20 protein-coding genes are annotated in these 22,253 nt (G+C 55.6%); 15 read left to right on the forward strand and 5 right to left on the reverse strand.

What is annotated here, in order from left to right:
• The first annotated feature begins 59 nt into the window (after nt 1–59).
• Both dusA and pspG read left to right on the forward strand, forming a co-directional pair.
• Nucleotides 60–1,055, forward strand: coding sequence for a tRNA dihydrouridine(20/20a) synthase DusA (dusA, locus tag SK47_RS21525; RefSeq protein WP_003860304.1), 996 nt, complete (start codon nt 60–62; stop codon nt 1,053–1,055).
• Between the two features lie 136 nt (nt 1,056–1,191).
• A complete protein-coding gene (gene pspG / locus SK47_RS21530) occupies nt 1,192–1,434 on the forward strand; it encodes an envelope stress response protein PspG (RefSeq protein ID WP_048245137.1) in 243 nt (80 codons plus the stop codon).
• Nucleotides 1,435–1,618: 184 nt separating this feature from the next.
• Here the strand turns inward: pspG and SK47_RS21535 are convergent, their stop codons facing one another.
• Nucleotides 1,619–2,602, reverse strand: a complete 984-nt coding sequence (locus tag SK47_RS21535; RefSeq protein WP_047654329.1) for a quinone oxidoreductase — start codon at nt 2,600–2,602, stop codon at nt 1,619–1,621.
• A 60-nt stretch (nt 2,603–2,662) separates the two neighbouring features.
• Here SK47_RS21535 and dnaB point away from each other — a divergent pair, with 60 nt between their 5' ends.
• From dnaB to SK47_RS21565, 6 genes are all read left to right on the forward strand, one after another.
• Nucleotides 2,663–4,075: a replicative DNA helicase gene (gene dnaB / locus SK47_RS21540; protein ID WP_003860298.1), complete on the forward strand. Its 1,413-nt coding sequence runs from the start codon at nt 2,663–2,665 to the stop codon at nt 4,073–4,075.
• Between the two features lie 16 nt (nt 4,076–4,091).
• Complete coding sequence (alr, locus tag SK47_RS21545; protein WP_003860296.1) at nt 4,092–5,171, forward strand: alanine racemase; 1,080 nt, start codon at nt 4,092–4,094, stop codon at nt 5,169–5,171.
• Between the two features lie 109 nt (nt 5,172–5,280).
• Nucleotides 5,281–6,474, forward strand: a complete 1,194-nt coding sequence (tyrB, locus tag SK47_RS21550; RefSeq protein ID WP_022650225.1) for an aromatic amino acid transaminase — start codon at nt 5,281–5,283, stop codon at nt 6,472–6,474.
• A 259-nt stretch (nt 6,475–6,733) separates the two neighbouring features.
• Nucleotides 6,734–7,447 (forward strand): acid phosphatase AphA, encoded by a 714-nt coding sequence (gene aphA / locus SK47_RS21555; protein ID WP_003860292.1) that lies wholly within the window; start codon nt 6,734–6,736, stop codon nt 7,445–7,447.
• Between the two features lie 112 nt (nt 7,448–7,559).
• Nucleotides 7,560–7,976, forward strand: coding sequence for a secondary thiamine-phosphate synthase enzyme YjbQ (locus SK47_RS21560; protein WP_022650227.1), 417 nt, complete (start codon nt 7,560–7,562; stop codon nt 7,974–7,976).
• A gap of 2 nt (nt 7,977–7,978) precedes the next feature.
• Nucleotides 7,979–8,332 (forward strand): MmcQ/YjbR family DNA-binding protein, encoded by a 354-nt coding sequence (locus tag SK47_RS21565; RefSeq protein ID WP_003860288.1) that lies wholly within the window; start codon nt 7,979–7,981, stop codon nt 8,330–8,332.
• Nucleotides 8,333–8,335: 3 nt separating this feature from the next.
• Here SK47_RS21565 and uvrA read toward each other — a convergent pair whose 3' ends face one another.
• The gene (uvrA, locus tag SK47_RS21570; protein WP_003860287.1) at nt 8,336–11,158 is read right to left on the reverse strand and encodes an excinuclease ABC subunit UvrA; all 2,823 of its coding nucleotides are present in this window, start codon (nt 11,156–11,158) and stop codon (nt 8,336–8,338) included.
• Between the two features lie 251 nt (nt 11,159–11,409).
• Between uvrA and ssb1 the strand changes: the two genes are divergently transcribed.
• On the forward strand, nt 11,410–11,934 hold the full coding sequence (ssb1, locus tag SK47_RS21575; protein ID WP_003860284.1) for a single-stranded DNA-binding protein SSB1: 525 nt from the start codon (nt 11,410–11,412) through the stop codon (nt 11,932–11,934).
• 61 nt (nt 11,935–11,995) lie between these two features.
• Here the strand turns inward: ssb1 and SK47_RS21580 are convergent, their stop codons facing one another.
• Nucleotides 11,996–12,277 carry a YjcB family protein gene (locus SK47_RS21580; RefSeq protein WP_003860282.1) on the reverse strand — a complete coding sequence of 94 codons (282 nt, stop codon included), beginning with the start codon at nt 12,275–12,277 and terminating at the stop codon, nt 11,996–11,998.
• Between the two features lie 443 nt (nt 12,278–12,720).
• Between SK47_RS21580 and SK47_RS21585 the strand changes: the two genes are divergently transcribed.
• Both SK47_RS21585 and SK47_RS21590 read left to right on the forward strand, forming a co-directional pair.
• On the forward strand, nt 12,721–14,121 hold the full coding sequence (locus SK47_RS21585; RefSeq protein ID WP_003860281.1) for a sensor domain-containing diguanylate cyclase: 1,401 nt from the start codon (nt 12,721–12,723) through the stop codon (nt 14,119–14,121).
• 265 nt (nt 14,122–14,386) lie between these two features.
• Nucleotides 14,387–15,952, forward strand: a complete 1,566-nt coding sequence (locus tag SK47_RS21590; RefSeq protein ID WP_045337027.1) for an EAL domain-containing protein — start codon at nt 14,387–14,389, stop codon at nt 15,950–15,952.
• Between the two features lie 6 nt (nt 15,953–15,958).
• Here SK47_RS21590 and soxS read toward each other — a convergent pair whose 3' ends face one another.
• Nucleotides 15,959–16,285, reverse strand: coding sequence for a superoxide response transcriptional regulator SoxS (soxS, locus tag SK47_RS21595; protein WP_003860277.1), 327 nt, complete (start codon nt 16,283–16,285; stop codon nt 15,959–15,961).
• A gap of 98 nt (nt 16,286–16,383) precedes the next feature.
• Here soxS and soxR point away from each other — a divergent pair, with 98 nt between their 5' ends.
• The 4 genes from soxR to SK47_RS21615 all read left to right on the forward strand — a co-directional run bounded on the left by soxR (nt 16,384) and on the right by SK47_RS21615 (nt 21,267).
• Nucleotides 16,384–16,842: a redox-sensitive transcriptional activator SoxR gene (soxR, locus tag SK47_RS21600; RefSeq protein WP_003860275.1), complete on the forward strand. Its 459-nt coding sequence runs from the start codon at nt 16,384–16,386 to the stop codon at nt 16,840–16,842.
• Between the two features lie 310 nt (nt 16,843–17,152).
• Nucleotides 17,153–17,824, forward strand: a complete 672-nt coding sequence (locus SK47_RS21605) for a glutathione S-transferase family protein (RefSeq protein WP_023324014.1) — start codon at nt 17,153–17,155, stop codon at nt 17,822–17,824.
• A gap of 294 nt (nt 17,825–18,118) precedes the next feature.
• Nucleotides 18,119–19,468: a guanine/hypoxanthine transporter GhxP gene (ghxP, locus tag SK47_RS21610; protein WP_003860271.1), complete on the forward strand. Its 1,350-nt coding sequence runs from the start codon at nt 18,119–18,121 to the stop codon at nt 19,466–19,468.
• A 152-nt stretch (nt 19,469–19,620) separates the two neighbouring features.
• Nucleotides 19,621–21,267, forward strand: coding sequence for a Na+/H+ antiporter (locus SK47_RS21615; RefSeq protein WP_003860270.1), 1,647 nt, complete (start codon nt 19,621–19,623; stop codon nt 21,265–21,267).
• Nucleotides 21,268–21,326: 59 nt separating this feature from the next.
• Here the strand turns inward: SK47_RS21615 and SK47_RS21620 are convergent, their stop codons facing one another.
• Nucleotides 21,327–22,208, reverse strand: a complete 882-nt coding sequence (locus tag SK47_RS21620; RefSeq protein WP_003860268.1) for a LysR family transcriptional regulator — start codon at nt 22,206–22,208, stop codon at nt 21,327–21,329.
• Between the last annotated feature and the right edge of the window lie 45 nt (nt 22,209–22,253).

A 22,253-nucleotide genomic window follows, 5' to 3' on the forward strand; every position in this document is an offset into this window, starting at 1 on the left:
CCGGCTTTTCTTTATGCTATAGTAGCGCCCCTTTTCCACCAGATGCTTAAAACTTCGCCATGTCGTCAGAATTCCAGACCGCTTTCCCTGCACACCGTTTCTCCATTGCGCCAATGCTCGACTGGACGGACAGACACTGCCGCTATTTCCTGCGCCAGCTCTCCCGCCATACGCTGCTGTACACCGAAATGGTCACTACCGGCGCAATTATTCATGGCAAGGGCGATTATCTGGCGTACAGCGAAGAGGAGCATCCGGTTGCGCTGCAACTGGGTGGCAGCGATCCGGCTGCGCTGGCGCAGTGCGCGAAGCTGGCTGAAGAACGCGGCTATGACGAGATTAACCTCAACGTCGGTTGCCCGTCCGACCGTGTGCAAAACGGTATGTTCGGCGCGTGTCTGATGGGAAATGCACACCTGGTGGCGGACTGCATCAAAGCGATGCGCGACGTCGTCTCTATCCCGGTCACGGTCAAAACCCGTATCGGCATAGACGACCAGGACAGCTATGAGTTTCTGTGTGATTTCATCAACACCGTATCAGGGAAGGGTGAATGCGAGATGTTTATCATCCACGCCCGTAAAGCCTGGCTCTCAGGCCTCAGCCCGAAAGAAAACCGCGAGATCCCGCCGCTGGACTACCCGCGCGTGTACCAGCTGAAACGCGACTTCCCACACCTGACCATGTCGATCAATGGCGGTATTAAGTCGCTGGACGAGGCCAAAGCGCACCTCGAACATATGGATGGCGTGATGGTCGGACGCGAGGCGTATCAGAATCCGGGCATTCTGGCGACGGTTGACCGGGAAATCTTTGGCGTTGAGGGTGCTGACACCGATCCCGTGGCCGTAGTGCGCGCCATGTATCCGTACATTGAGCGCGAGCTGAGTCATGGTACGTATCTGGGCCACATTACCCGCCATATGCTTGGCCTGTTCCAGGGCATTCCTGGTGCGCGCCAGTGGCGTCGTTATCTCAGCGAGAACGCGCATAAGGCCGGTGCGGATATTGAGGTCCTGGAACACGCGCTGCGTCTGGTTGCGGATAAACGTTAAATTTCGCTAAAAGATGGTCAAATACGCCACGCCCTGCAAGACATTGCGGGGCGTTTTGCTTTCAGAACAACAACTTATTTTTGGCATGTTTCTTGTAACGATCGCAGCATCATTCGGGAACTCGTGGGAGAGCACCATGCTGGAACTACTTTTTGTGATTGGCTTCTTTATCATGCTGATGGTCACGGGCGTATCGCTGCTCGGCATCCTGGCCGCGCTCGTAGTGGCCACGGTGGTGATGTTTGTCGGCGGTTTATTTGCCCTGACGATCAAACTGCTGCCGTGGTTACTGCTGGCCGTGGCGGTGGTGTGGGTGATACGGGCGATTAAATCGCCAAAAGTGCCCAGTTATCAGCGCAATAACCGCTTCCGTTACTAAGGTATTGAGGGGTACGTCACATACCTGCAACTTTTCCGGCAGCAATCCTTAGAACAGAATAGGATTTACTTATCGAATCTGTCACTATGGCTGCCGCTAAAGAATTCATCGAGCTGTACCCTACATACAGCCGAACTAAAAAAAGAAAGGGCTTCCCACGGGAAGCCCAATTTCTTTTTATGGCTCAGGGAATTAACAGACTTGACCCCTGCGTTGCCCGGCTCTCCAGCACCTCATGCGCACGTTGCGCATCGGCCAGCGGATATTTCTGCGCCTCTGCCACATCCACTTTAATCACCCCGCTGGCGATCAGCGAGAATAGCTCGTTGCTGGCTTCCTCAAGTTCTTCCCGGTTGGTGATGTAACCTTGCAGGGAAGGGCGAGTGACGTACAGTGATCCTTTCTGATTCAGAATGCCCAGGTTCACCCCGGTGACAGCCCCGGAGGCGTTACCGAAGCTCACCATCAGCCCGCGACGTTGCAGGCAGTCCAGCGAAGATTCCCAGGTGTCTTTCCCCACCGAGTCATACACCACGCGGACCTTTTTGCCGCCAGTGATTTCTTTTAGCCGCTCAACGATGCTCTCTTCCCGGTAGTTGATCACCTGCCATGCGCCCGCGTCCAGCGCACGCTGCGCTTTTTGCGCGCTGCCTGTGGTGCCGATCAGCTTCGCGCCCAGGGCTTTCGCCCACTGGCAGGCAATCAGCCCCACGCCACCTGCGGCTGCGTGAAACAGGAATTGCTCGTCAGGCTTAATTTCGTAGGTTTTGCGCAGCAGATAATAGACCGTCAGCCCTTTCAGGAATGAGGCGGCAGCCTGCTCGAAGCCGATCGCATTTGGCAGAAGCGCCGCTTTCTCGGCCGGAACGTTATGGATGGAGCTGTAAGCGCCCAGCGCCGACTGCGCGTACACCACGCGATCGCCTTCCTTAATGTGCTTAACCGCGCTGCCCACTTTGCTGACGATGCCGGCCGCCTCGGTGCCCAGCCCGCTCGGCATCGACGGAGGCGGATAGAGGCCGCCGCGAATATAGGTATCGATGTAGTTAATGCCGATAGCTTTGTTTTCCACCTGGATTTCGTTCTCGCCAGGCGCAGCGGGGGTAAATTCCACCGCTTTGAGTACGTCAGGGCCACCATGCTTGTGAAATTCAATACGTGTTGCCATGCTTCCTCCAGAATGTGGTAATCTTTCGACCCACTCTTTATCTCGGTAACTCCATTCACTATGGCAGGAAACAAACCCTTCAACAAACAGACTGAACCTCGTGAGCGTGATTATCAGGTCGCCGGGTTAAAAGTCCCGCCGCACTCGATTGAAGCGGAACAGTCGGTGTTGGGCGGTTTAATGCTGGATAACGAACGCTGGGACGACGTCGCCGAGCGCGTTGTCGCGGAAGACTTCTATACCCGCCCGCACCGCCACATCTTTACGGAAATGGCGCGTTTGCAGGAGTCGGGCAGCCCGATCGACCTGATTACGCTCGCAGAATCGCTGGAGCGTCTGGGACAGCTCGACAGCGTCGGCGGATTTGCCTATCTGGCAGAACTGTCAAAAAACACGCCAAGTGCCGCGAACATCAGCGCTTACGCTGATATCGTTCGTGAACGTGCCGTTGTCCGCGAGATGATCTCGGTGGCGAATGAGATCGCCGAGGCCGGTTTCGATCCCCAGGGGCGCACCAGCGAAGATCTGCTCGACCTGGCGGAATCCCGCGTCTTTAAAATCGCCGAAAGCCGTGCGAATAAAGACGAAGGCCCGAAAAACATCGCCGATGTGCTCGACGCCACCGTCGCACGTATTGAGCAGCTTTTCCAGCAGCCGCACGATGGCGTGACGGGGGTGAACACCGGTTATGACGATCTCAACAAGAAAACGGCAGGTCTTCAGCCGTCGGATTTGATTATCGTGGCCGCACGTCCGTCGATGGGTAAAACGACATTTGCAATGAACCTCGTCGAAAACGCGGCGATGTTGCAGGATAAGCCGGTGCTTATCTTCAGTCTGGAGATGCCCTCTGAACAGATCATGATGCGTTCTCTGGCGTCCCTGTCGCGCGTGGATCAGACCCGCATCCGTACCGGTCAGCTGGACGATGAGGACTGGGCGCGGATCTCCGGCACCATGGGGATTTTGCTGGAAAAACGGAACATCTATATTGATGACTCCTCCGGCCTGACGCCGACGGAAGTGCGCTCCCGCGCACGCCGTATCGCCCGTGAACACGGTGGCATCGGTCTCATCATGATCGACTACCTTCAGCTGATGCGCGTTCCGTCGCTTTCCGACAACCGTACGCTGGAGATTGCCGAGATTTCGCGCTCGCTCAAGGCGTTAGCCAAAGAGCTGCACGTGCCGGTGGTGGCGCTGTCGCAGCTTAACCGCTCTCTCGAACAACGTGCAGACAAGCGCCCGGTCAACTCCGACCTGCGTGAATCCGGCTCCATCGAGCAGGATGCCGACTTAATCATGTTCATCTACCGTGATGAGGTTTATCACGAGAACAGCGACCTGAAAGGGATCGCCGAAATTATTATTGGTAAGCAACGTAACGGCCCCATCGGTACGGTACGTCTGACCTTTAACGGCCAGTGGTCGCGTTTCGACAACTATGCCGGTCCTCAATATGATGATGAGTAATTTCTAAGGAATTCAAATGCAAGCGGCAACTGTTGTTATTAACCGCCGCGCTCTGCGACACAACCTGCAACGTCTGCGAGAACTGGCGCCCGCCAGTAAGCTCGTTGCAGTCGTGAAAGCGAACGCTTACGGACACGGTCTTCTTGAGACCGCGCGAACGCTCCCCGATGCCGACGCTTTTGGCGTCGCCCGTCTCGAAGAAGCTCTCCGCCTGCGCGCAGGTGGAATTACGCAACCGATTCTGCTCCTCGAAGGCTTTTTTGAAGCCTCGGACCTGCCGACCATTGCCGATCAGCACCTGCACACGGCGGTGCATAACGAAGAACAGCTGGCCGCGCTGGAAACGGCCGAACTGAGCGAGCCGGTCACCGTCTGGATGAAGCTCGACACGGGCATGCACCGTCTGGGCGTGCGGCCGGAAAGCGCGGAGGCGTTTTATCAGCGTCTGTGTCAGTGCAAAAATGTGCGTCAGCCGGTAAACATCGTCAGCCACTTTGCCCGCGCCGATGAGCCTGAATGCGGCGCAACGGAACAGCAGCTTGATATCTTCAACACCTTCTGCGAAGGCAAACCGGGGATGCGCTCGATCGCGGCATCCGGCGGTATTCTGCTGTGGCCGCAGTCGCACTTCGACTGGGCGCGTCCGGGCATCATTCTTTACGGCGTATCGCCACTGGAGAACAAACCCTGGGGGCCGGACTTTGGCTTTAAGCCGGTGATGTCGCTGGTTTCAAAGCTGATTGCCGTGCGTGAGCACAAAGCGGGAGAGCCGGTAGGTTACGGCGGCACCTGGATCAGCGAGCGCGATACCCGTCTTGGCGTGGTGGCGATGGGCTACGGTGACGGCTATCCCCGCGCCGCACCAACGGGCACGCCGGTGCTGGTCAACGGTCGTGAAGTGAAGATTGTCGGCCGCGTGGCGATGGACATGATTTGTGTTGATCTGGGGCCCGACGCGCAGGATAAAGCGGGGGACGATGCGGTGATGTGGGGCGAAGGCCTGCCGGTAGAACGTATTGCTGAAATAACAAAAGTGAGTGCTTACGAACTTATCACGCGTCTTACCTCAAGGGTCGCGATGAAATACGTCGACTAAGCATGAGCGGGATGCGGTGCATCCCGCTTCTGTTAACATCCCCTCGATCTTCTTCCGCTTCCGGTTTATTGTTGAATTCCCTGCCTCATAATAATCCGGAGAACATCGCGTGTTTCAGAAAGTAGACGCCTACGCCGGCGACCCTATCCTCTCCTTGATGGAGCGTTTCAAAGAAGATCCTCGCAGCGACAAAGTGAACCTCAGCATTGGTCTTTACTACAACGAAGACGGCATCATTCCTCAGTTGAAAGCCGTTGCTGAAGCTGAAGCGCGTCTTAACGCAACCCCGCACGGTGCTTCGCTTTATCTGCCGATGGAAGGATTAAACACCTACCGCAACACTATCGCGCCGCTGCTGTTTGGTGCGGACCACGCGGTGCTCGCGCAAAAGCGCGTAGCGACTATCCAGACGCTGGGTGGCTCGGGTGCGCTGAAGGTAGGCGCAGATTTCCTGAAAAAGTACTTCCCGGATTCCGGCGTGTGGGTCAGCGACCCGACGTGGGAAAACCACGTTGCGATCTTCGAGGGCGCGGGCTTTAAGGTTGAAACCTATCCGTGGTTCGACAGCGAAACCAACGGCGTGCGCGTTGATGCGCTGCTGGAAAAACTGAACACCCTGCCGGAGCGCAGCATCGTATTGCTGCATCCGTGCTGCCATAACCCGACGGGTGCGGACCTCACCAATGCCCAGTGGGATGCGGTGATCGAGATACTGAAGGCGCGTAACCTGATCCCGTTCCTCGACATCGCCTATCAGGGCTTTGGCGCGGGCATGGAAGAAGACGCCTACGCCATTCGCGCGATTGCCAGCGCGGGGCTTCCCGCTCTGGTCAGCAACTCCTTCTCAAAAATCTTCTCCCTGTACGGCGAGCGCGTTGGCGGTCTGTCCGTGGTGTGTGAAGACGCCGAAGCCGCGGGACGCGTACTCGGCCAGCTGAAAGCGACGGTCCGCCGGATCTACTCCAGCCCGCCGAACTTTGGTGCGCAGGTGGTGGCGACAGTTCTCGGTGACGAAACACTGAAAGCCACCTGGCTTGCGGAAGTGGAAGCGATGCGTAAGCGCATCCTGTCGATGCGTCAGGAGCTGGTTAACGTCCTGAAAGAGGCCGTGCCTGGGCATAACTTTGATTATCTTCTCAAGCAGCGCGGGATGTTCAGCTACACCGGACTGAGCGCAGCGCAGGTCGATCGCCTGCGTGAAGAGTTCGGTGTCTACCTGATCGCCAGCGGCCGTATGTGCGTGGCGGGTCTGAATGCCAGCAACGTCCAGCGCGTGGCGCAGGCGTTTGCAGCTGTGATGTAAGTACTCACTACTTATTATCTCCCTCTCCCTGTGGGAGAGGGCTGGGGTGAGGGCATCAGGCCGCAGAAAATCTTGCCCGGTGGCGGCTGCGCCTTACCGGGCCTACATCACTCATCCACACTTTGTGATCGTCTTCTTTTTATTCCGCTTCATAAGTAAAAACTCCTTTCCTTCCCCTCCCGCTGGGGTTATGGTCGGATAGTTTTTTGACCATCCGCTCAAAATAAAAAGATAACAAACTGAATATTCAGGGGAAAATATGCGCAAGATCACACTGGCGCTCAGCGCCGCCTGCTTATTGTTCTCGCTTAATAGTACCGTTGTTGCGCGGGCTTCTGCACCCACGCCGCTTTACACCGGCACCACCGCCGCCATTCTTGCCGAACAGGCCCCCATTCACTGGGTTTCAGTGGCACAAATTGAAAACAGCCTGACGGGTCGCCCGCCGATGGCCGTGGGCTTCGATATTGACGATACCGTTCTCTTCTCCAGCCCCGGTTTCTGGCGCGGCAAAAAAACGTACTCCCCGGACAGCGAAGCCTATCTGAAAAACCCGGAATTCTGGGAAAAGATGAACAACGGCTGGGATGAGTTCAGTATCCCGAAAGAGGTTGCCCGCGCGCTGATCGCCATGCACGTAAAGCGCGGCGACAGCATTTACTTCGTGACCGGACGTAGCCAGACTAAAACCGAAACCGTCTCGAAAACGCTACAGGATGATTTTCTGATCCCGGCGGCCAGCATGAATCCGGTCATTTTTGCCGGGGACCAGGAAGGGCAAAACACCAAAACCCAGTGGCTGGAAAAGAAAAATATCAAAGTGTTCTACGGGGATTCAGATAACGACATCACCGCGGCGCACGACGTGGGAGCCAGAGGCATCAGGGTGTTACGCGCCTCGAACTCCACCTACCGACCGCTGCCGATGGCCGGAAAATTTGGTGAAGAGGTGATCGTTAACTCTGAATACTGATGCATTAACGGCGGGGTGAATGCTTTTTTAAGCAAATCTCGCTGCGCGGGTTTTACCTTTCGCTTTCTTGCTGCACACTTAGAAAGATTCACCTTTCATAATGGAGCAGCACATGTGGTATCAACAGACCCTGACCTTAAGCGCAAAACCACGCGGATTTCACCTTGTGACGGACGAAGTCATCGGGCAAATCCGCGACCTGTCGCGCGTCAAAACGGGTTTGCTGCATCTGCTGCTTCAGCACACGTCTGCTTCTCTCACGCTCAATGAAAATTGCGATCCCACCGTCCGGTCTGACATGGAGCGGCATTTTCTGAAAACCGTCCCGGATAACGCCCCGTATGAGCATGATTACGAGGGGGCGGACGATATGCCTTCGCACATCAAATCCTCTTTGCTGGGCGTCTCGCTGATGCTGCCGGTCCACAACGGACGGTTACTGCTGGGAACGTGGCAGGGGATCTGGCTGGGAGAACATCGCATTCACGGTGGTTCGCGTAAAATTATCGCAACGCTACAAGGGGAATAAAGATGACAATTTCGGAGATACTTCAGTACTGCATGAGCAAGCCGGGGGCGGAACAAAGCGTTCACAGCGACTGGAAAGCCACGCAGATCAAAGTGGGGGATGTGTTGTTCGCGATGGTGAAAGAGGTGGATGCGCGGCCAGCGGCATCACTGAAAACCAGTCCTGAACTGGCCGACTTACTGCGCCAGCAGCACGATGATGTCAGGCCTAGCAAGCATCTGAATAAAGCACACTGGAGTACGGTGTTTCTCGACGGCTCGCTGCCAGATTCGCAAATTTACTACCTGGTGGATGCGTCGTATCAACAGGCGGTTGAACTGCTGCCGGAAACGATCCGACAGCAGCTCTCCGTGTGACGATTACAGCAACGGTTTGAGGAAGCGCGCGGTGTGCGAGGCTTCGCACTCTGCAACGGTCTCTGGCGTACCGGAGACGAGGATTTCACCGCCGCCGCTGCCGCCTTCCGGGCCGAGATCGACAATCCAGTCCGCGGTTTTAATCACGTCCAGGTTGTGCTCAATCACCACGATGGTGTTGCCCTGATCGCGCAGCTGGTGCAGCACGTCCAGCAGCTGCTGGATATCCGCAAAATGCAGGCCGGTGGTCGGCTCATCCAGAATGTACAGCGTCTGACCGGTACCGCGTTTAGACAGCTCACGCGCCAGCTTCACGCGCTGCGCTTCACCACCGGACAGCGTTGTCGCTGACTGCCCCAGACGGATATAGGTCAGACCCACATCCATCAGGGTTTGCAGCTTACGCGCCAGCGCAGGGACGGCGTCAAAGAACTCGCGCGCCTCTTCGATGGTCATATCCAGCACTTCGTGGATGGTCTTGCCTTTGTACTTAATCTCCAGCGTTTCACGGTTATAGCGCTTGCCTTTGCACTGGTCGCACGGCACGTAGATATCCGGCAGGAAGTGCATCTCAACCTTGATTACGCCGTCGCCCTGGCACGCTTCACAACGGCCGCCGCGCACGTTAAAGCTGAAACGTCCTGGCGTGTAGCCGCGCGAACGCGCTTCCGGCACGCCGGCAAAGAGTTCACGTACGGGCGTAAAGACGCCGGTATAGGTCGCCGGGTTGGAACGCGGCGTACGGCCAATCGGGCTCTGGTCGATGTCGATAACCTTGTCGAAATGCTCCAGCCCCTGAATGTCGCGGTACGGTGCAGGTTCAGCCAGCGTCGCGCCGTTCAGCGCCGTCTGCGCAATCGGGAACAGCGTATCGTTGATCAGCGTCGATTTACCGGAACCGGACACGCCGGTGATGCAGGTGAACAGCCCGACAGGCAGCGTCAGGGTCACGTCCTTCAGGTTGTTGCCGCGCGCCCCGGTTAGCTTCAGCACTTTTTCCGGGTTCGCCGCCACGCGCTGTTTTGGTACTTCAATTTTGCGCTTGCCGCTCATGTACTGGCCGGTCAGCGACTCGGGCACCGCCATAATGTCTTTCAGCGTCCCTTCTGCCACCACCTGTCCGCCGTGCACGCCAGCGCCCGGGCCGATGTCGATCACGTGGTCAGCGGCGCGAATGGCGTCTTCGTCGTGCTCAACCACAATCACAGTGTTGCCAAGGTTACGCAGGTGAACCAGCGTGCCGAGCAGGCGTTCGTTGTCGCGCTGGTGTAGGCCGATAGACGGCTCATCCAGCACGTACATCACGCCGACTAAGCCTGCGCCAATCTGGCTCGCCAGACGGATACGCTGGGCTTCACCGCCGGAGAGCGTTTCAGCCGAGCGGGAAAGCGTCAGGTAGTTCAGGCCAACGTTCACGAGGAACTTGAGGCGATCGCCGATCTCTTTCAGCACTTTTTCAGCGATTTTCGCGCGCTGGCCGGAGAGCTTCAGGTTGTTGAAGAAGTCCATCGCGTGGCCGATGCTCATGTCTGAGATGGTCGGCAGCGCCGTGTTTTCGACAAACACGTGTCGCGCTTCGCGGCGCAGGCGCGTGCCCTCGCAGGTGGCGCAGGAGCGGTTGCTGATGAACTTCGCCAGCTCCTCACGCACCGCGCTGGATTCGGTCTCTTTGTAGCGGCGCTCCATGTTGTGCAGCACCCCTTCGAACGGGTGGCGACGCACGGAAGTGTCACCGCGATCGTTCATGTACTTGAACTCAATGTTCTCTTTGCCGGAACCGAACAGGATCACTTTATGTACGTTCGCGCTCAGGCTGGCCCACGGGGCTTCAACGTCGAACTTGTAGTGCTCCGCCAGCGACTTCAGCATCTGGAAGTAATAGAAGTTACGCTTGTCCCAGCCGCGAATGGCGCCACCCGCCAGCGACAGCTCCGGATTCTGGATCACGCGGTCAGGGTCGAAATACTGCTGAACGCCCAAGCCGTCACAGGTCGGGCACGCGCCCGCCGGGTTGTTGAACGAGAACAGGCGCGGTTCCAGCTCGCGCATGCTGTAGCCGCAAATCGGGCAGGCAAAGTTGGCGGAGAAGAGCAGCTCTTCCGCTTTTGCATCGTCCATGTCTGACACCACCGCCGTGCCGCCCGACAGTTCCAGCGCCGTTTCAAAGGATTCCGCCAGACGCGTCGCCAGATCTTCACGTACCTTAAACCGGTCAATCACCACTTCGATGGTGTGTTTCTTTTGCAGCTCCAGCTTTGGCGGATCGGACAGGTCACACACTTCGCCGTCGATACGGGCGCGGATATAGCCCTGGCTTGCCAGATTTTCCAGCGTTTTAGTATGTTCGCCCTTACGCTCTTTAATGATCGGCGCCAGCAGCATCAGGCGTTTGCCTTCCGGCTGCGACAGCACGTTATCCACCATCTGGCTGACGGTCTGGGCCGCCAGCGGAACGTCGTGATCCGGGCAGCGCGGCTCGCCCACGCGCGCATACAGCAGACGCAGGTAGTCATGGATTTCGGTAATGGTACCGACCGTGGATCGCGGGTTATGCGACGTGGATTTCTGCTCAATGGAGATAGCAGGAGACAACCCTTCAATGTGGTCGACATCCGGTTTTTCCATCAGCGACAGGAACTGACGCGCGTACGCCGAGAGCGATTCAACGTAACGACGCTGTCCTTCGGCATACAAAGTGTCGAAAGCCAGTGAGGATTTGCCAGACCCCGAAAGCCCGGTCACGACGATGAGTTTGTCGCGAGGGATTATGAGGTTGATATTCTTGAGATTGTGGGTGCGGGCGCCCCGAACTTCGATCTTATCCATTCACCTTTCCCGGTTGGAACACGGATTGCCTGATTTGTTTGAAGGACAAACGGCTGTCAGAAACGGCTAATTATGACACAAAATGACCTGTTTGAATATACAGTATTGGAATGCATTTTCTGATTCACTGTGTAACAATGTCGAGTCCGCGAGAGAACTCTGGAACATGCTACGCAACTATCAAAGTGTCGCATGGAAATGGTACACTCGCGCGTTTACACTATTAAGAAACGTATTCAGGAGACACGAACATGGCCAGCAGAGGCGTAAACAAGGTGATTCTCGTCGGTAATCTGGGCCAGGACCCGGAAGTACGCTACATGCCGAGTGGTGGCGCAGTTGCCAACATTACGCTGGCTACTTCCGAATCCTGGCGTGATAAAGCGACCGGTGAAATGAAAGAGCAGACCGAATGGCACCGCGTTGTGCTGTTTGGCAAACTGGCTGAAGTGGCCGGTGAGTATCTGCGTAAAGGCTCTCAGGTTTACATTGAAGGCCAACTGCGTACCCGCAAATGGACCGATCAATCCGGTCAGGAAAAATACACCACGGAAGTGGTGGTGAATGTTGGCGGCACCATGCAGATGCTGGGTGGCCGTCAGGGCGGCGGCGCACCGGCAGGTGGCGGCCAGCAGCAGGGCGGTTGGGGCCAGCCTCAGCAGCCGCAGGGCGGCAATCAGTTTAGCGGCGGCGCGCAGTCCCGTCCGCAGCAGCAGTCTGCTCCGGCACCGTCTAACGAACCGCCAATGGATTTCGACGACGATATCCCGTTCTGATATCCAGACGCGTGAAACACAAAAAACCCAGATAATGTCTGGGTTTTTTTATAACAGGCTATCAGGTAATCACCATCGGCCAGTCTGGTGGGGTGTGGCTCATGGCTTCAACCATTACCACTTTAATGTTTTCCCAGACGGCGGCTATATCCACCAGCGTAATACCGAGCAAACCTGTTGCGAACCAGCATGCGGCGCCTAACCCTAACAGGGTGCTAATCACAGCAAGACCTGCGTAGTCGGACTTTCGGAACTGAATGTTTAACGTGCTGGCCAGGAACATCAAAACCGCGCTCAACAACGGCCAGCGCAGGAGCACCATGCTGGTGGTAATGGTTGCCATAAAACTCATCCTCGACAAAACAGACGAACTGGAATGAAACAATGTTTCTCGTTACATAAGATGTGTGAACTATATCACATTTGCTGTTTTATTAGCCAGTATCCGCGTGAGGTAAAAGTGGGTTTATTACCAGGGAAAATATATCGTCGTCGCTCGTATCCGCGTCTGGTCGGAATTTTTATTTTTAATTCATTCAGATAGCAAAACCTTTGCAAAACACCTTCGGCTGTATAGCGTTTACAGCAGTATGTCTATGGATTATGCTTGTGTGGAACAATAAATGTACCCGCAGAAATAATTCATCGCATTGAATTAATTGCCTTTTTTGGATTTTATATTCTTTGTTTTACACTCAGCATGCTCTTTGATTTCGTGGTCTTATTCTTTTATTCAGATATGAGTTATTGCGGTTGCTCTCTCGATTAATGACCTGCGAAAAGATAATGAAAGAACAAAGACGCGAGATTATTAACGACAGCATGCAGGCGCTGCACGCCCTGGCGAAGCTGATGCCGCAACTCAACGCGCAGTGTTCGCCGGTGGAAATGCTGGAAACCATCAACAGCGCTCTGGGGGCAAATCTCTCGTGGGTCAGTGTCGAATCCGCAGACGGGCCGCGCGTGGTTTGTGCCGGCGACGTGACGTGTCACGCCTTCAACGTGGCGGATTTTCTTGCCAGCACCCTGTTGCAGCGGCATCACCGCGCCTGGCGGGTTATCTACTGGAAAGCGCATATTGGCCGGGCGGTATTTTCCCCTCAGCACCCGGGCTATGCGCGGCTGCAAAGCGGCGTCCTGTGTAAACTCTCAGCGCATGGCAGACAGTGCAGTGGTTATTTCTTTTTGGCTTTTAATGGAAAACTTACTTCGTTGCCGATACTGAAAAATATCGTGGTGGTATTGGTTGAGAAGCTAAAAGATTATTTTGATGACATCATCGTGCGGGAAAAAACGGCGCAAGAAATGCAGCGCGTCGTCACGCAATATAAAACCTTATTTGAGCGTGCGCCGGTATTAATGAACGCCTTTGACAGGCATAACCGGTGTGTATTGTGGAATGCCGAATGCGAAAAAGTCTTTGGCTGGAGTATGACTGAAATCGACGAGCACCCCGATCCGCTGGCCCTGTTTTATCCGGATCCCGAGGAGCGACAGCGCGTGCAGGAGTCGGTTCGTTTCGCACCACTTAAGGATATGTACGAATGGCACCCGGTGCGTAAAGACGGGACGCAGTTAACGATTCTCTGGTCAAACATCCTTTTGCCGGATAACTCCATTCTCAATATTGGCCTGGATATCACCGAACGTAAAAAAGCAGAACAGCAGCTGACCGTCAAAGCCACCACGGACGATCTGACGGGCTGTCTGAATCGCTCGACAATCTTACAGCAGCTCAAAATGGCGCTGGCAGCCAGTTCGCCGCAGGATGTCAGTAGCCACTTCTGTCTCCTGATGTTCGATCTCGATTATTTCAAGCAGATTAACGATCGGTGGGGACATCAGGTTGGCGATGCGGCATTGATTCACTTTTGCGACCGTATTCGCGAGGTGAGCCCGGCCGGGTCAGCGCTGGGACGGGTGGGGGGCGAAGAGTTTGTTCTTCTGCTGGCGCGTACGGATGGTATGGCCGCTACGTTGCTCTCTTCTCGCCTGCGTGCCGCGCTGATCTCAAAACCGCTGCGTGTGGGCGATAAAACGCTGGTACTCTCCTTCAGCGCCGGGGTGGTTGAAGTCTGTCAGGGGCAACGAGATACTTCTGCCATACTGATGCGTGCCGATAAGGCATTATATGACGCCAAGCGTACGGGAAGAGGAAAAACGGTCCTGGCGTCTGATTATTTATAAATCAGCATAAGAACAAAGAGCAGGCTATTTCAGCCAGCGAATTTTCCACACCTGTCGCGGGTAATTATTTTCCTTATCAGAAACGAAATGAATACTTTTAGTTTGGCTTACGGGAAAATATTATCGGCATCACGAATTTTAGGATTTTTAATACCAAAAGTCAGTTGCTAACTTCCTATGATTCATGCAACGTAATCACCTGTTTATCAAAGCAGCCGGTCTTCATTGCTACAGGCGTACAACATGCAGGGATACAGAGCGGGAAATGAATCGTAGCGCGCGGCGCAAAATGCTCAAAGTGGTCGGGATTATCATGGTAGTTATGCTGCCGGTGATGCTTGCGCTATGGTTTGCCCAGCTTAGTGCAGTGTCGGAAATCAGCGCCCAGCTGCGCACGTTTGCTGAACTTGCTTTAAATAAAACTGAACGGGTTATTCAACAGGTTGACCTGGCCCGGAAAGACGCGGAAAAATATCAGGGCAAAGTGTGTACGCCGGAGCATCGTCAATATATGTTGAACGTTTCCCGCGGTCGCCTTTTTGTTGCCGATTTAATTTATGCTGATGGCCAGGACTTTCTCTGCTCGACCCTTTTTACGCCGGAACACCCTTACATCATCCCCGCTGCCAATTACACACGTAAACCCGACGTTGCTATCTATTATTTTCGCGATACACCATTTTTTAATGGTTATAAAATGATATATATGCAGCGCGGAAATTATGTCGCAGTGGTCAACCCGCTTTCGTACAGTGAGGTGATGTCAGACGATCGTTCCCTGTCGTGGGGAGTGTATGACACCGTCAGCAATGCATTCTTTTCTGTGAGCCAGAAAGGTAATATTTCTTTATTGCATTCGATGCTTCGACATCAGGAAACGACTTTTCAGAAAGATGACCGTTTTTATACGATCGTAAAATCAGAGCAGCGGCCCATTGCGGCCATCGTTTCAACCTCCAGTGCCCGTTTTTATAAAACGCTTTATCATCAGGCTACCCTGACGCTACCGCTAGGGATAATTTGCAGCATTATTATTCTGCTGGTGTGGTCGCGTACACACCGTGAATTCAATTCGCCTGGCCGACTTCTGCACCGGGCGCTGAATAAACGCCAGCTGTGCGTCCATTATCAGCCCATCATTGATATTAAAAATAACCAGTGCGTGGGGGCAGAGGCGTTGTTGCGCTGGCCTGGATTCAACGGTCAGGTTATGAGCCCGGCGGAATTTATTCCACTGGCAGAAAAAGAGGGGATGATTGAGCGCATTACGGATTACGTCGTGGAGGAGGTGTTCAGCGATCTGGGCCATTTTCTTGCCGCTCATCCCGATCTGTATGTCTCGATTAACCTGTCGGCGTCAGATTTCCACTCTTCACGTCTTATCGCCCTGATCTCCGACAAAGCCCGCTTTTACTCGGTTCGAGCGCAGCAAATCAAAATTGAGGTGACGGAGCGGGGGTTTATTGACGTGCCGAAAACCACGCCGGTCATTCAGGCGTTTCGTCAGGCGGGGTATGAAGTGGCGATTGATGATTTCGGAACCGGCTACTCTAACCTGCATAACCTCTATTCGCTGAACGTCGATATCCTGAAAATCGACAAATCCTTTATCGATACCTTAACCACCAACAGCACCAGCCACCTGATTGCCGAGCACATCATTGAGATGGCGCAAAGCCTGCGGCTGAAAACCATTGCGGAAGGGGTCGAGACGGGGGAGCAGGTGAGCTGGCTGCTGAAGCGTGGCGTACAGTATTGCCAGGGATGGCACTTCGCGAAAGCGATGCCGCCCCAGGCATTTATGGCCTGGCAGCAGCAACCCTTGCGTTAACACGCATTAATTGAGCTGATGGCGGTAGTCGCTCGGCGTACGGTCAAACTCGCGGCGGAAGACGCGGGAAAAGGTCTGCTGCGACACATAGCCCAGATCCATTGCGATATCAAAAATGGGCCGCTGCGTTGAGCGTAACGCCTGCGCCGCCAGCAGGAGCCTGCGCTGGCGAATGTAATCACCCAGCGTTTGATGCATTACGGTGCGGAACATTCTCTGTAAATACCATTTCGAATAGCCCGACTTCTTAGCGACCACATCAATGTTCAACGGCTGGTCGATATGTTCATCAATCCATTCAATAAGCGTCTGAATAATTTGCTGATGCGACATAAGGTTACCCCTCTGTGGAGACATCTGTCCTGGTTGATTCGTCATTTTCTCTGCGGGGGAGTATAATTCCTCAAGTTAACTTGAGGTAAAGAGGTTTTATGGAAAAGAGATTACCGCGCATCAAAGCACTGTTAACCCCCGGTGAAGTGGCTAAGCGAAGCGGTGTGGCGGTGTCGGCGCTCCACTTCTATGAAAGCAAAGGGTTAATAAAAAGTATCCGTAACGCCGGAAACCAGCGGCGCTACACGCGCGATGTGCTCCGCTACGTGGCGATTATCAAAATTGCGCAACGTATCGGCATTCCTCTGGCCACCATTGGTGACGCGTTCGGCGTATTGCCGGAAGGGCACTCACTGAGCGCGAAAGAGTGGAAGCAGCTGTCGTCCCAGTGGCGAGAAGAACTGGATCGTCGTATTCACACGCTGGTGGCTCTGCGCGATGAACTGGATGGCTGCATTGGTTGCGGGTGTTTATCACGTAGCGATTGCCCGCTGCGTAACCCGGGTGACAGGCTGGGCGAGCAGGGAACAGGGGCACGGTTGCTGGAGGAGGATTGAGAGGTGTTTGCCGGGTAAGGCGCAGTCGCCACCCGGCAACAAACATAAAGAACTAAAGCGCCACTAAGGGCGCTTTAGTTTTTTCCGGTCTTTGTCTTTCTCTCTATCCCGCTGGCTCACGGGAGGGTTTCCCCCGACATCAGTACACCTCGTGTCGAGCTTGTGAAGGAGGTTCCGGTTTGTACTGACACTTTAATTTTATGCCCGGCCGCCGTTTTTGCCACCGGAGACGGTGAGATTTTAGCCGAATTTTTTTCGTGAAGTTGTTCAGTTTTCTATAGTTAAAAAGTATGAATCATCGGAGAACATCATGCTAACGGTCCACCACCTTAATCAGTCTCGTTCACATCGTGTCCTCTGGGCGCTGGAAGAGCTGGATCTGACGTACGACATCGTGCGCTACCAGCGCGAAAAAACCATGCTCGCGCCAGACTCGCTCAAAAAAGTGCATCCGCTGGGAAAATCCCCGGTACTCGAAGATAACGGACTGGTTCTGGCCGAATCAGGTGCGATTCTGGAATATCTTCAGGAAACGTATGATTCGGCGTCACGATTCAAACCGTTAGATCCCGCCCATAAAGTGCAGTATCGCTTCTGGCTGCATTACGCCGAAGGGTCTTTGATGCCGCTACTGTTAATGAAGCTGGTGTTTAACAGCCTCGGCAAACCACCCGTCCCGTTTGGCCTGCGCACGCTGGGTAAGGCGCTGGGGCAGGGGGTGCAAAAAGCGTATCTCAACCGCCAGCTGGAAACGCATGCGCGCTTTATTAACGATCATCTTGCCGAAAACAGTTGGTTTGCCGGCGACACGCTGACCATGGCTGATATCCAGATGAGTTTTCCCCTCTTCGCCCTGCTGGCGAGAGGCGGCATCGACAATCTCGACCACATAGCGGCGTGGAAACAGAGAGTGGAGGCACGTCCGGGCTGGCAGACAACGCTTGCGAAAGGCGGCCCGCTGACGATCCCCGGCGAGGGATGAAATTTAACGAAATTGCGCATGGACGATAACGTTTGCGCATCCTCTGCTTAATTCTTCATCGTCATGAGGCAATTTTAGCGAAAAACGAGAAAGTTCAGTTGAAAAGGGCGGGTATTAGGCTAGATAATCGTTTGCCTTAATTTGACCACCCGTTTGTAAGCGCGGAGCTAAACGTTTGCTTTTTCTGTGACGCCCTTTCGTCGCAAACGCAACACAAGGATTTGACGTTTAGCTGGCAGTGGCGTCTCCACCTCGCTTACGGACTTCCTAAAAAACTCTCAGGGGATGTTTTCTATGTCTACGCCATCTGCGCGTACCGGCGGTTCACTTGACGCCATGTTTAAAATTTCTGCTCGCGGCAGCACCGTGCGCCAGGAAGTTGTTGCCGGTCTGACCACGTTTCTGGCGATGGTGTACTCCGTCATCGTGGTGCCGGGCATGCTCGGCAAAGCGGGCTTCCCGCCAGCGGCGGTCTTCGTTGCCACCTGCCTGGTTGCGGGTGTGGGTTCGATTGTGATGGGCCTGTGGGCGAACCTGCCTCTGGCGATCGGGTGCGCCATCTCCCTGACCGCATTTACCGCCTTCAGCCTGGTGCTGGGCCAGCAGATCAGCGTCCCGGTAGCGCTCGGCGCCGTGTTCCTGATGGGCGTGCTGTTCACCGTAATTTCAGCAACCGGCATTCGTAGCTGGATTTTGCGCAACCTGCCGCAGGGCGTGGCGCACGGCACCGGCATCGGTATTGGTCTGTTCCTGCTGCTGATCGCTGCCAACGGCGTCGGCCTGGTCATCAAGAACCCGCTGGACGGCCTGCCGGTTGCGTTGGGTAACTTCGCGAGCTTCCCGGTGATCATGTCGCTGGTGGGTCTGGCGGTGATCATTGGCCTGGAAAAACTGAAAGTGCCGGGCGGCATTCTGCTGACCATTATCGGCGTGTCCATCGTCGGCCTGATCTTCGACCCGACCGTTCATTTCTCCGGGATTTTCGCCATGCCGTCGCTGAGCGATGACAAAGGCAACTCCCTGATTGGCAGCCTGGATATTATGGGCGCGCTGAACCCGGTGATCCTGCCAAGCGTGCTGGCGCTGGTAATGACCGCGGTATTTGACGCCACCGGCACCATCCGCGCGGTGGCCGGTCAGGCGAACCTGCTGGATAAAGACGGACAGATTATTGACGGCGGCAAAGCGCTGACCACCGACTCCCTGAGCAGCGTTTTCTCTGGTCTGGTGGGTGCGGCACCTGCGGCGGTGTACATCGAGTCCGCAGCGGGTACGGCGGCGGGCGGTAAAACCGGCCTGACGGCCATCACCGTTGGCGTACTGTTTCTGCTGATCCTGTTCCTCTCTCCGCTCTCTTATCTGGTGCCAGCTTACGCGACCGCACCTGCGCTGATGTACGTTGGCCTGCTGATGCTGAGCAACGTGGCGAAAATCGACTTCGCGGATTTTGTTGATGCCATGTCCGGCCTGATCACTGCGGTATTCATCGTGCTGACCTGTAACATCGTGACCGGCATTATGATCGGCTTCGCCTCGCTGGTGATTGGGCGTCTGGTCTCCGGTGAGTGGCGCAAGCTGAACATTGGGACCGTGGTCATCGCCGTTGCGCTGGTGGCGTTCTACGCGGGCGGCTGGGCCATCTGAATTGACTTTTTATGCGAAAACGGGTGGCTAAGGCCGCCCGTTTTTATTTTCAGGACTCATCCTGTTGCCTTTTACGTTACTCTGGAGAGGATAGAATAAGAGGCACGACGCCTCAGGTTTGGCTTATAAGAAACACAGCAAACAGGGAACGCATGGAAATTTTCTTCACAATACTCATCATGACCCTTGTGGTCTCATTATCCGGGGTGGTTACACGCGTACTGCCCTTCCAGGTCCCCCTGCCCTTAATGCAAATAGCTATCGGCGCGCTGCTGGCGTGGCCGACGTTCGGTCTGCACGTGGAGTTCGATCCGGAACTGTTTCTCGTGCTGTTTATCCCGCCGCTGCTGTTTGCCGATGGCTGGAAAACGCCGACGCGCGAATTTCTGGAGCACGGGCGAGAGATCTTCGGCCTGGCGCTGGCGCTGGTGGTCGTCACCGTGGTCGGGATTGGTTTCCTGATCTACTGGGCCGTACCAGGGATCCCGCTCATCCCCGCCTTTGCGCTGGCTGCCGTGCTGTCGCCTACCGACGCCGTGGCGCTGTCCGGCATTGTGGGTGAAGGGCGCATTCCAAAGAAAATCATGGGCATTTTGCAGGGCGAGGCGCTGATGAACGACGCCTCTGGCCTGGTCGCCCTGAAGTTTGCCGTGGCGGTTGCCATGGGCACGATGGTCTTTACCGTAGGCGGCGCGACCCTGGAATTCTTCAAGGTGGCGATTGGCGGTATCCTCGCGGGCTTCGTAGTGAGCTGGCTGTACGGACGCTCGCTGCGCTTCCTTAGCCGCTGGGGTGGTGATGAACCGGCGACGCAGATCGTCCTGCTGTTCCTGCTGCCGTTTGCCTCTTACCTGATTGCCGAACACATTGGCGTGTCGGGCATTCTGGCGGCGGTAGCCGCGGGGATGACCATCACCCGCTCCGGCGTTATGCGGCGCGCGCCGCTGGCGATGCGCCTGCGCGCGAACAGTACCTGGGCTATGCTCGAGTTTGTGTTTAACGGCATGGTGTTCCTGCTGTTGGGTCTGCAACTGCCGGGCATTATGGAATCCTCGCTGATTGCGGCCGAAGCGGATCCAAACGTTGAAGTCTGGATGCTGTTTACCGATATCGTGCTCATCTACCTTGCGCTGATGCTGGTGCGTTTCGGCTGGCTGTGGACGATGAAGAAATTCAGCGTTCGCTTCCTGACCAAAAAGCCGATGGAGTTTGGCTCGTGGACCACGCGCGAGCTGCTGATTGCCTCTTTCGCGGGCGTTCGCGGGGCGATCACCCTTGCTGGTGTGCTCTCCATTCCTCTGCTTCTGCCGACGGGCGACGTCTTCCCGGCGCGCTACGAGCTGGTGTTCCTGGCGGCAGGCGTGATCCTCTTCTCGCTGTTTGTCGGCGTGATTATGCTGCCGATTCTGCTGCAACATATTGACGCGGGTGACTCCTCGCAGCAGCACAAAGAAGAGCGGATTGCCCGTGCGGCGACGGCGGAAGTGGCGATTGTCGCCATCGAGAAAATGGAGGAGCGTCTGGCCGCCGATGCCGAAGAGAACATTGATAACCAGCTGCTGAAGGAAGTCAGTTCACGCGTGATTGGTAATTTGCGTCGCCGTGCTGACGGACGTAACGACGTGGAAAGTTCGTTGCAGGAAGAGAACCTCGAACGCCGTTTCCGCCTGGCGGCGCTGCGCTCCGAGCGTGCCGAGCTGTATCACCTGCGCGCGACGCGGCAGATCAGTAACGAGACGCTGCAAAAGCTGCTGCACGATCTGGACCTGCTGGAAGCGTTGTTGATAGAGAATCAGTAGCGCGCTTTGCCCCCTCACCCTAGCCCTCGCCCTATGGGGAGAGGGGTTGGGGTGAGGGGTCAGGGCACCCAAAACCCCTCACAGCATTGCAACCACGCCTGCGCGCTGTGCGACAGATAGACCCCTTCACGCCAGATCATCCCCAGCTGCCAGTGCAGGTCGCTCTCCAGCGGGATCCAGCGCAGCGTGTTTTTATCCAGCCGCTCGCAGATCGGCTGCGGCAGAATGGCAATCCCCACGCCCGCCTGTACCATCGCCGCCAGAAAATCCCACTGGCCGCTGCGCACCGCAATGCGCGGCTTTACGTTGTGCTGGTTAAACAGCGCCATCAGCTGGCGGCTTAAGGCAAAATCTTCGTTGTAAATCAGCAGCGGGTGTTCGCCGAGCAGCTCGGGTTTTACTGAGTCTATCTTCAGCCAGTCGCCGGAGCGCGGCACCAGCACGCACAGCGGGTGGCTGAACAGCGGCAGCGTCGCCAGGCCGCTTTCCTCCTCTACGGGAAGGGCCGTCATGGCCACGTCCAGTTCACCGTTCATCACCGCCTGCTGCACGGTCAGGCCGCCAAATTCAGAAATTTTTAGCTCAACGCCGGGGTAGCGCTGGCGAAACAAGCTTATCGGCCCGGCCATCATCATGCCGACCATCGGCGGAATACCGAGCCGCAGCAGCCCTTTTGTCAGGTGGTTGATGTCCCCAAGCTCGGCCTCCAGCTGGCGGAACTCTGCCAGAATGGCCAGCCCGCGCTCGAACACTACGCGACCGGTATCGGTCAGCAGTAGCTTGCGCCCGTCGCGGATCAGCAGCGTACAGTTCAGCTCATCTTCGAGGTTTTTCAGCATCTTGCTGATGGTCGGCTGGGTTACGAATAACTTCTCCGCTGCGCGAGTAAAACTTTGCTGGCGAACCACCTCGACAAAATAGCGCAGCGTTCTTATGTCCATGATTATTCCTCGAAACTATACCTTCGATGATTTTAATTCATTTCA

The organism is Enterobacter sp. BWH52 (assembly GCF_001037565.1).
Taxonomy (GTDB): Bacteria; Pseudomonadota; Gammaproteobacteria; order Enterobacterales; family Enterobacteriaceae; genus Enterobacter; species Enterobacter hormaechei_C.

Coding starts and splice junctions, on each gene's coding strand:
- dusA (WP_003860304.1), top strand. CDS start 60: ATGTCGTCAGAATTCCAGACCGCTTTCCCTGCACACCGTTTCTCCATT.
- pspG (WP_048245137.1), top strand. CDS start 1,192: ATGCTGGAACTACTTTTTGTGATTGGCTTCTTTATCATGCTGATGGTC.
- SK47_RS21535 (WP_047654329.1), bottom strand. CDS start 2,602: ATGGCAACACGTATTGAATTTCACAAGCATGGTGGCCCTGACGTACTC.
- dnaB (WP_003860298.1), top strand. CDS start 2,663: ATGGCAGGAAACAAACCCTTCAACAAACAGACTGAACCTCGTGAGCGT.
- alr (WP_003860296.1), top strand. CDS start 4,092: ATGCAAGCGGCAACTGTTGTTATTAACCGCCGCGCTCTGCGACACAAC.
- aphA (WP_003860292.1), top strand. CDS start 6,734: ATGCGCAAGATCACACTGGCGCTCAGCGCCGCCTGCTTATTGTTCTCG.
- SK47_RS21560 (WP_022650227.1), top strand. CDS start 7,560: ATGTGGTATCAACAGACCCTGACCTTAAGCGCAAAACCACGCGGATTT.
- SK47_RS21565 (WP_003860288.1), top strand. CDS start 7,979: ATGACAATTTCGGAGATACTTCAGTACTGCATGAGCAAGCCGGGGGCG.
- uvrA (WP_003860287.1), bottom strand. CDS start 11,158: ATGGATAAGATCGAAGTTCGGGGCGCCCGCACCCACAATCTCAAGAAT.
- ssb1 (WP_003860284.1), top strand. CDS start 11,410: ATGGCCAGCAGAGGCGTAAACAAGGTGATTCTCGTCGGTAATCTGGGC.
- SK47_RS21580 (WP_003860282.1), bottom strand. CDS start 12,277: ATGGCAACCATTACCACCAGCATGGTGCTCCTGCGCTGGCCGTTGTTG.
- SK47_RS21585 (WP_003860281.1), top strand. CDS start 12,721: ATGAAAGAACAAAGACGCGAGATTATTAACGACAGCATGCAGGCGCTG.
- SK47_RS21590 (WP_045337027.1), top strand. CDS start 14,387: ATGAATCGTAGCGCGCGGCGCAAAATGCTCAAAGTGGTCGGGATTATC.
- soxS (WP_003860277.1), bottom strand. CDS start 16,285: ATGTCGCATCAGCAAATTATTCAGACGCTTATTGAATGGATTGATGAA.
- soxR (WP_003860275.1), top strand. CDS start 16,384: ATGGAAAAGAGATTACCGCGCATCAAAGCACTGTTAACCCCCGGTGAA.
- SK47_RS21605 (WP_023324014.1), top strand. CDS start 17,153: ATGCTAACGGTCCACCACCTTAATCAGTCTCGTTCACATCGTGTCCTC.
- ghxP (WP_003860271.1), top strand. CDS start 18,119: ATGTCTACGCCATCTGCGCGTACCGGCGGTTCACTTGACGCCATGTTT.
- SK47_RS21615 (WP_003860270.1), top strand. CDS start 19,621: ATGGAAATTTTCTTCACAATACTCATCATGACCCTTGTGGTCTCATTA.
- SK47_RS21620 (WP_003860268.1), bottom strand. CDS start 22,208: ATGGACATAAGAACGCTGCGCTATTTTGTCGAGGTGGTTCGCCAGCAA.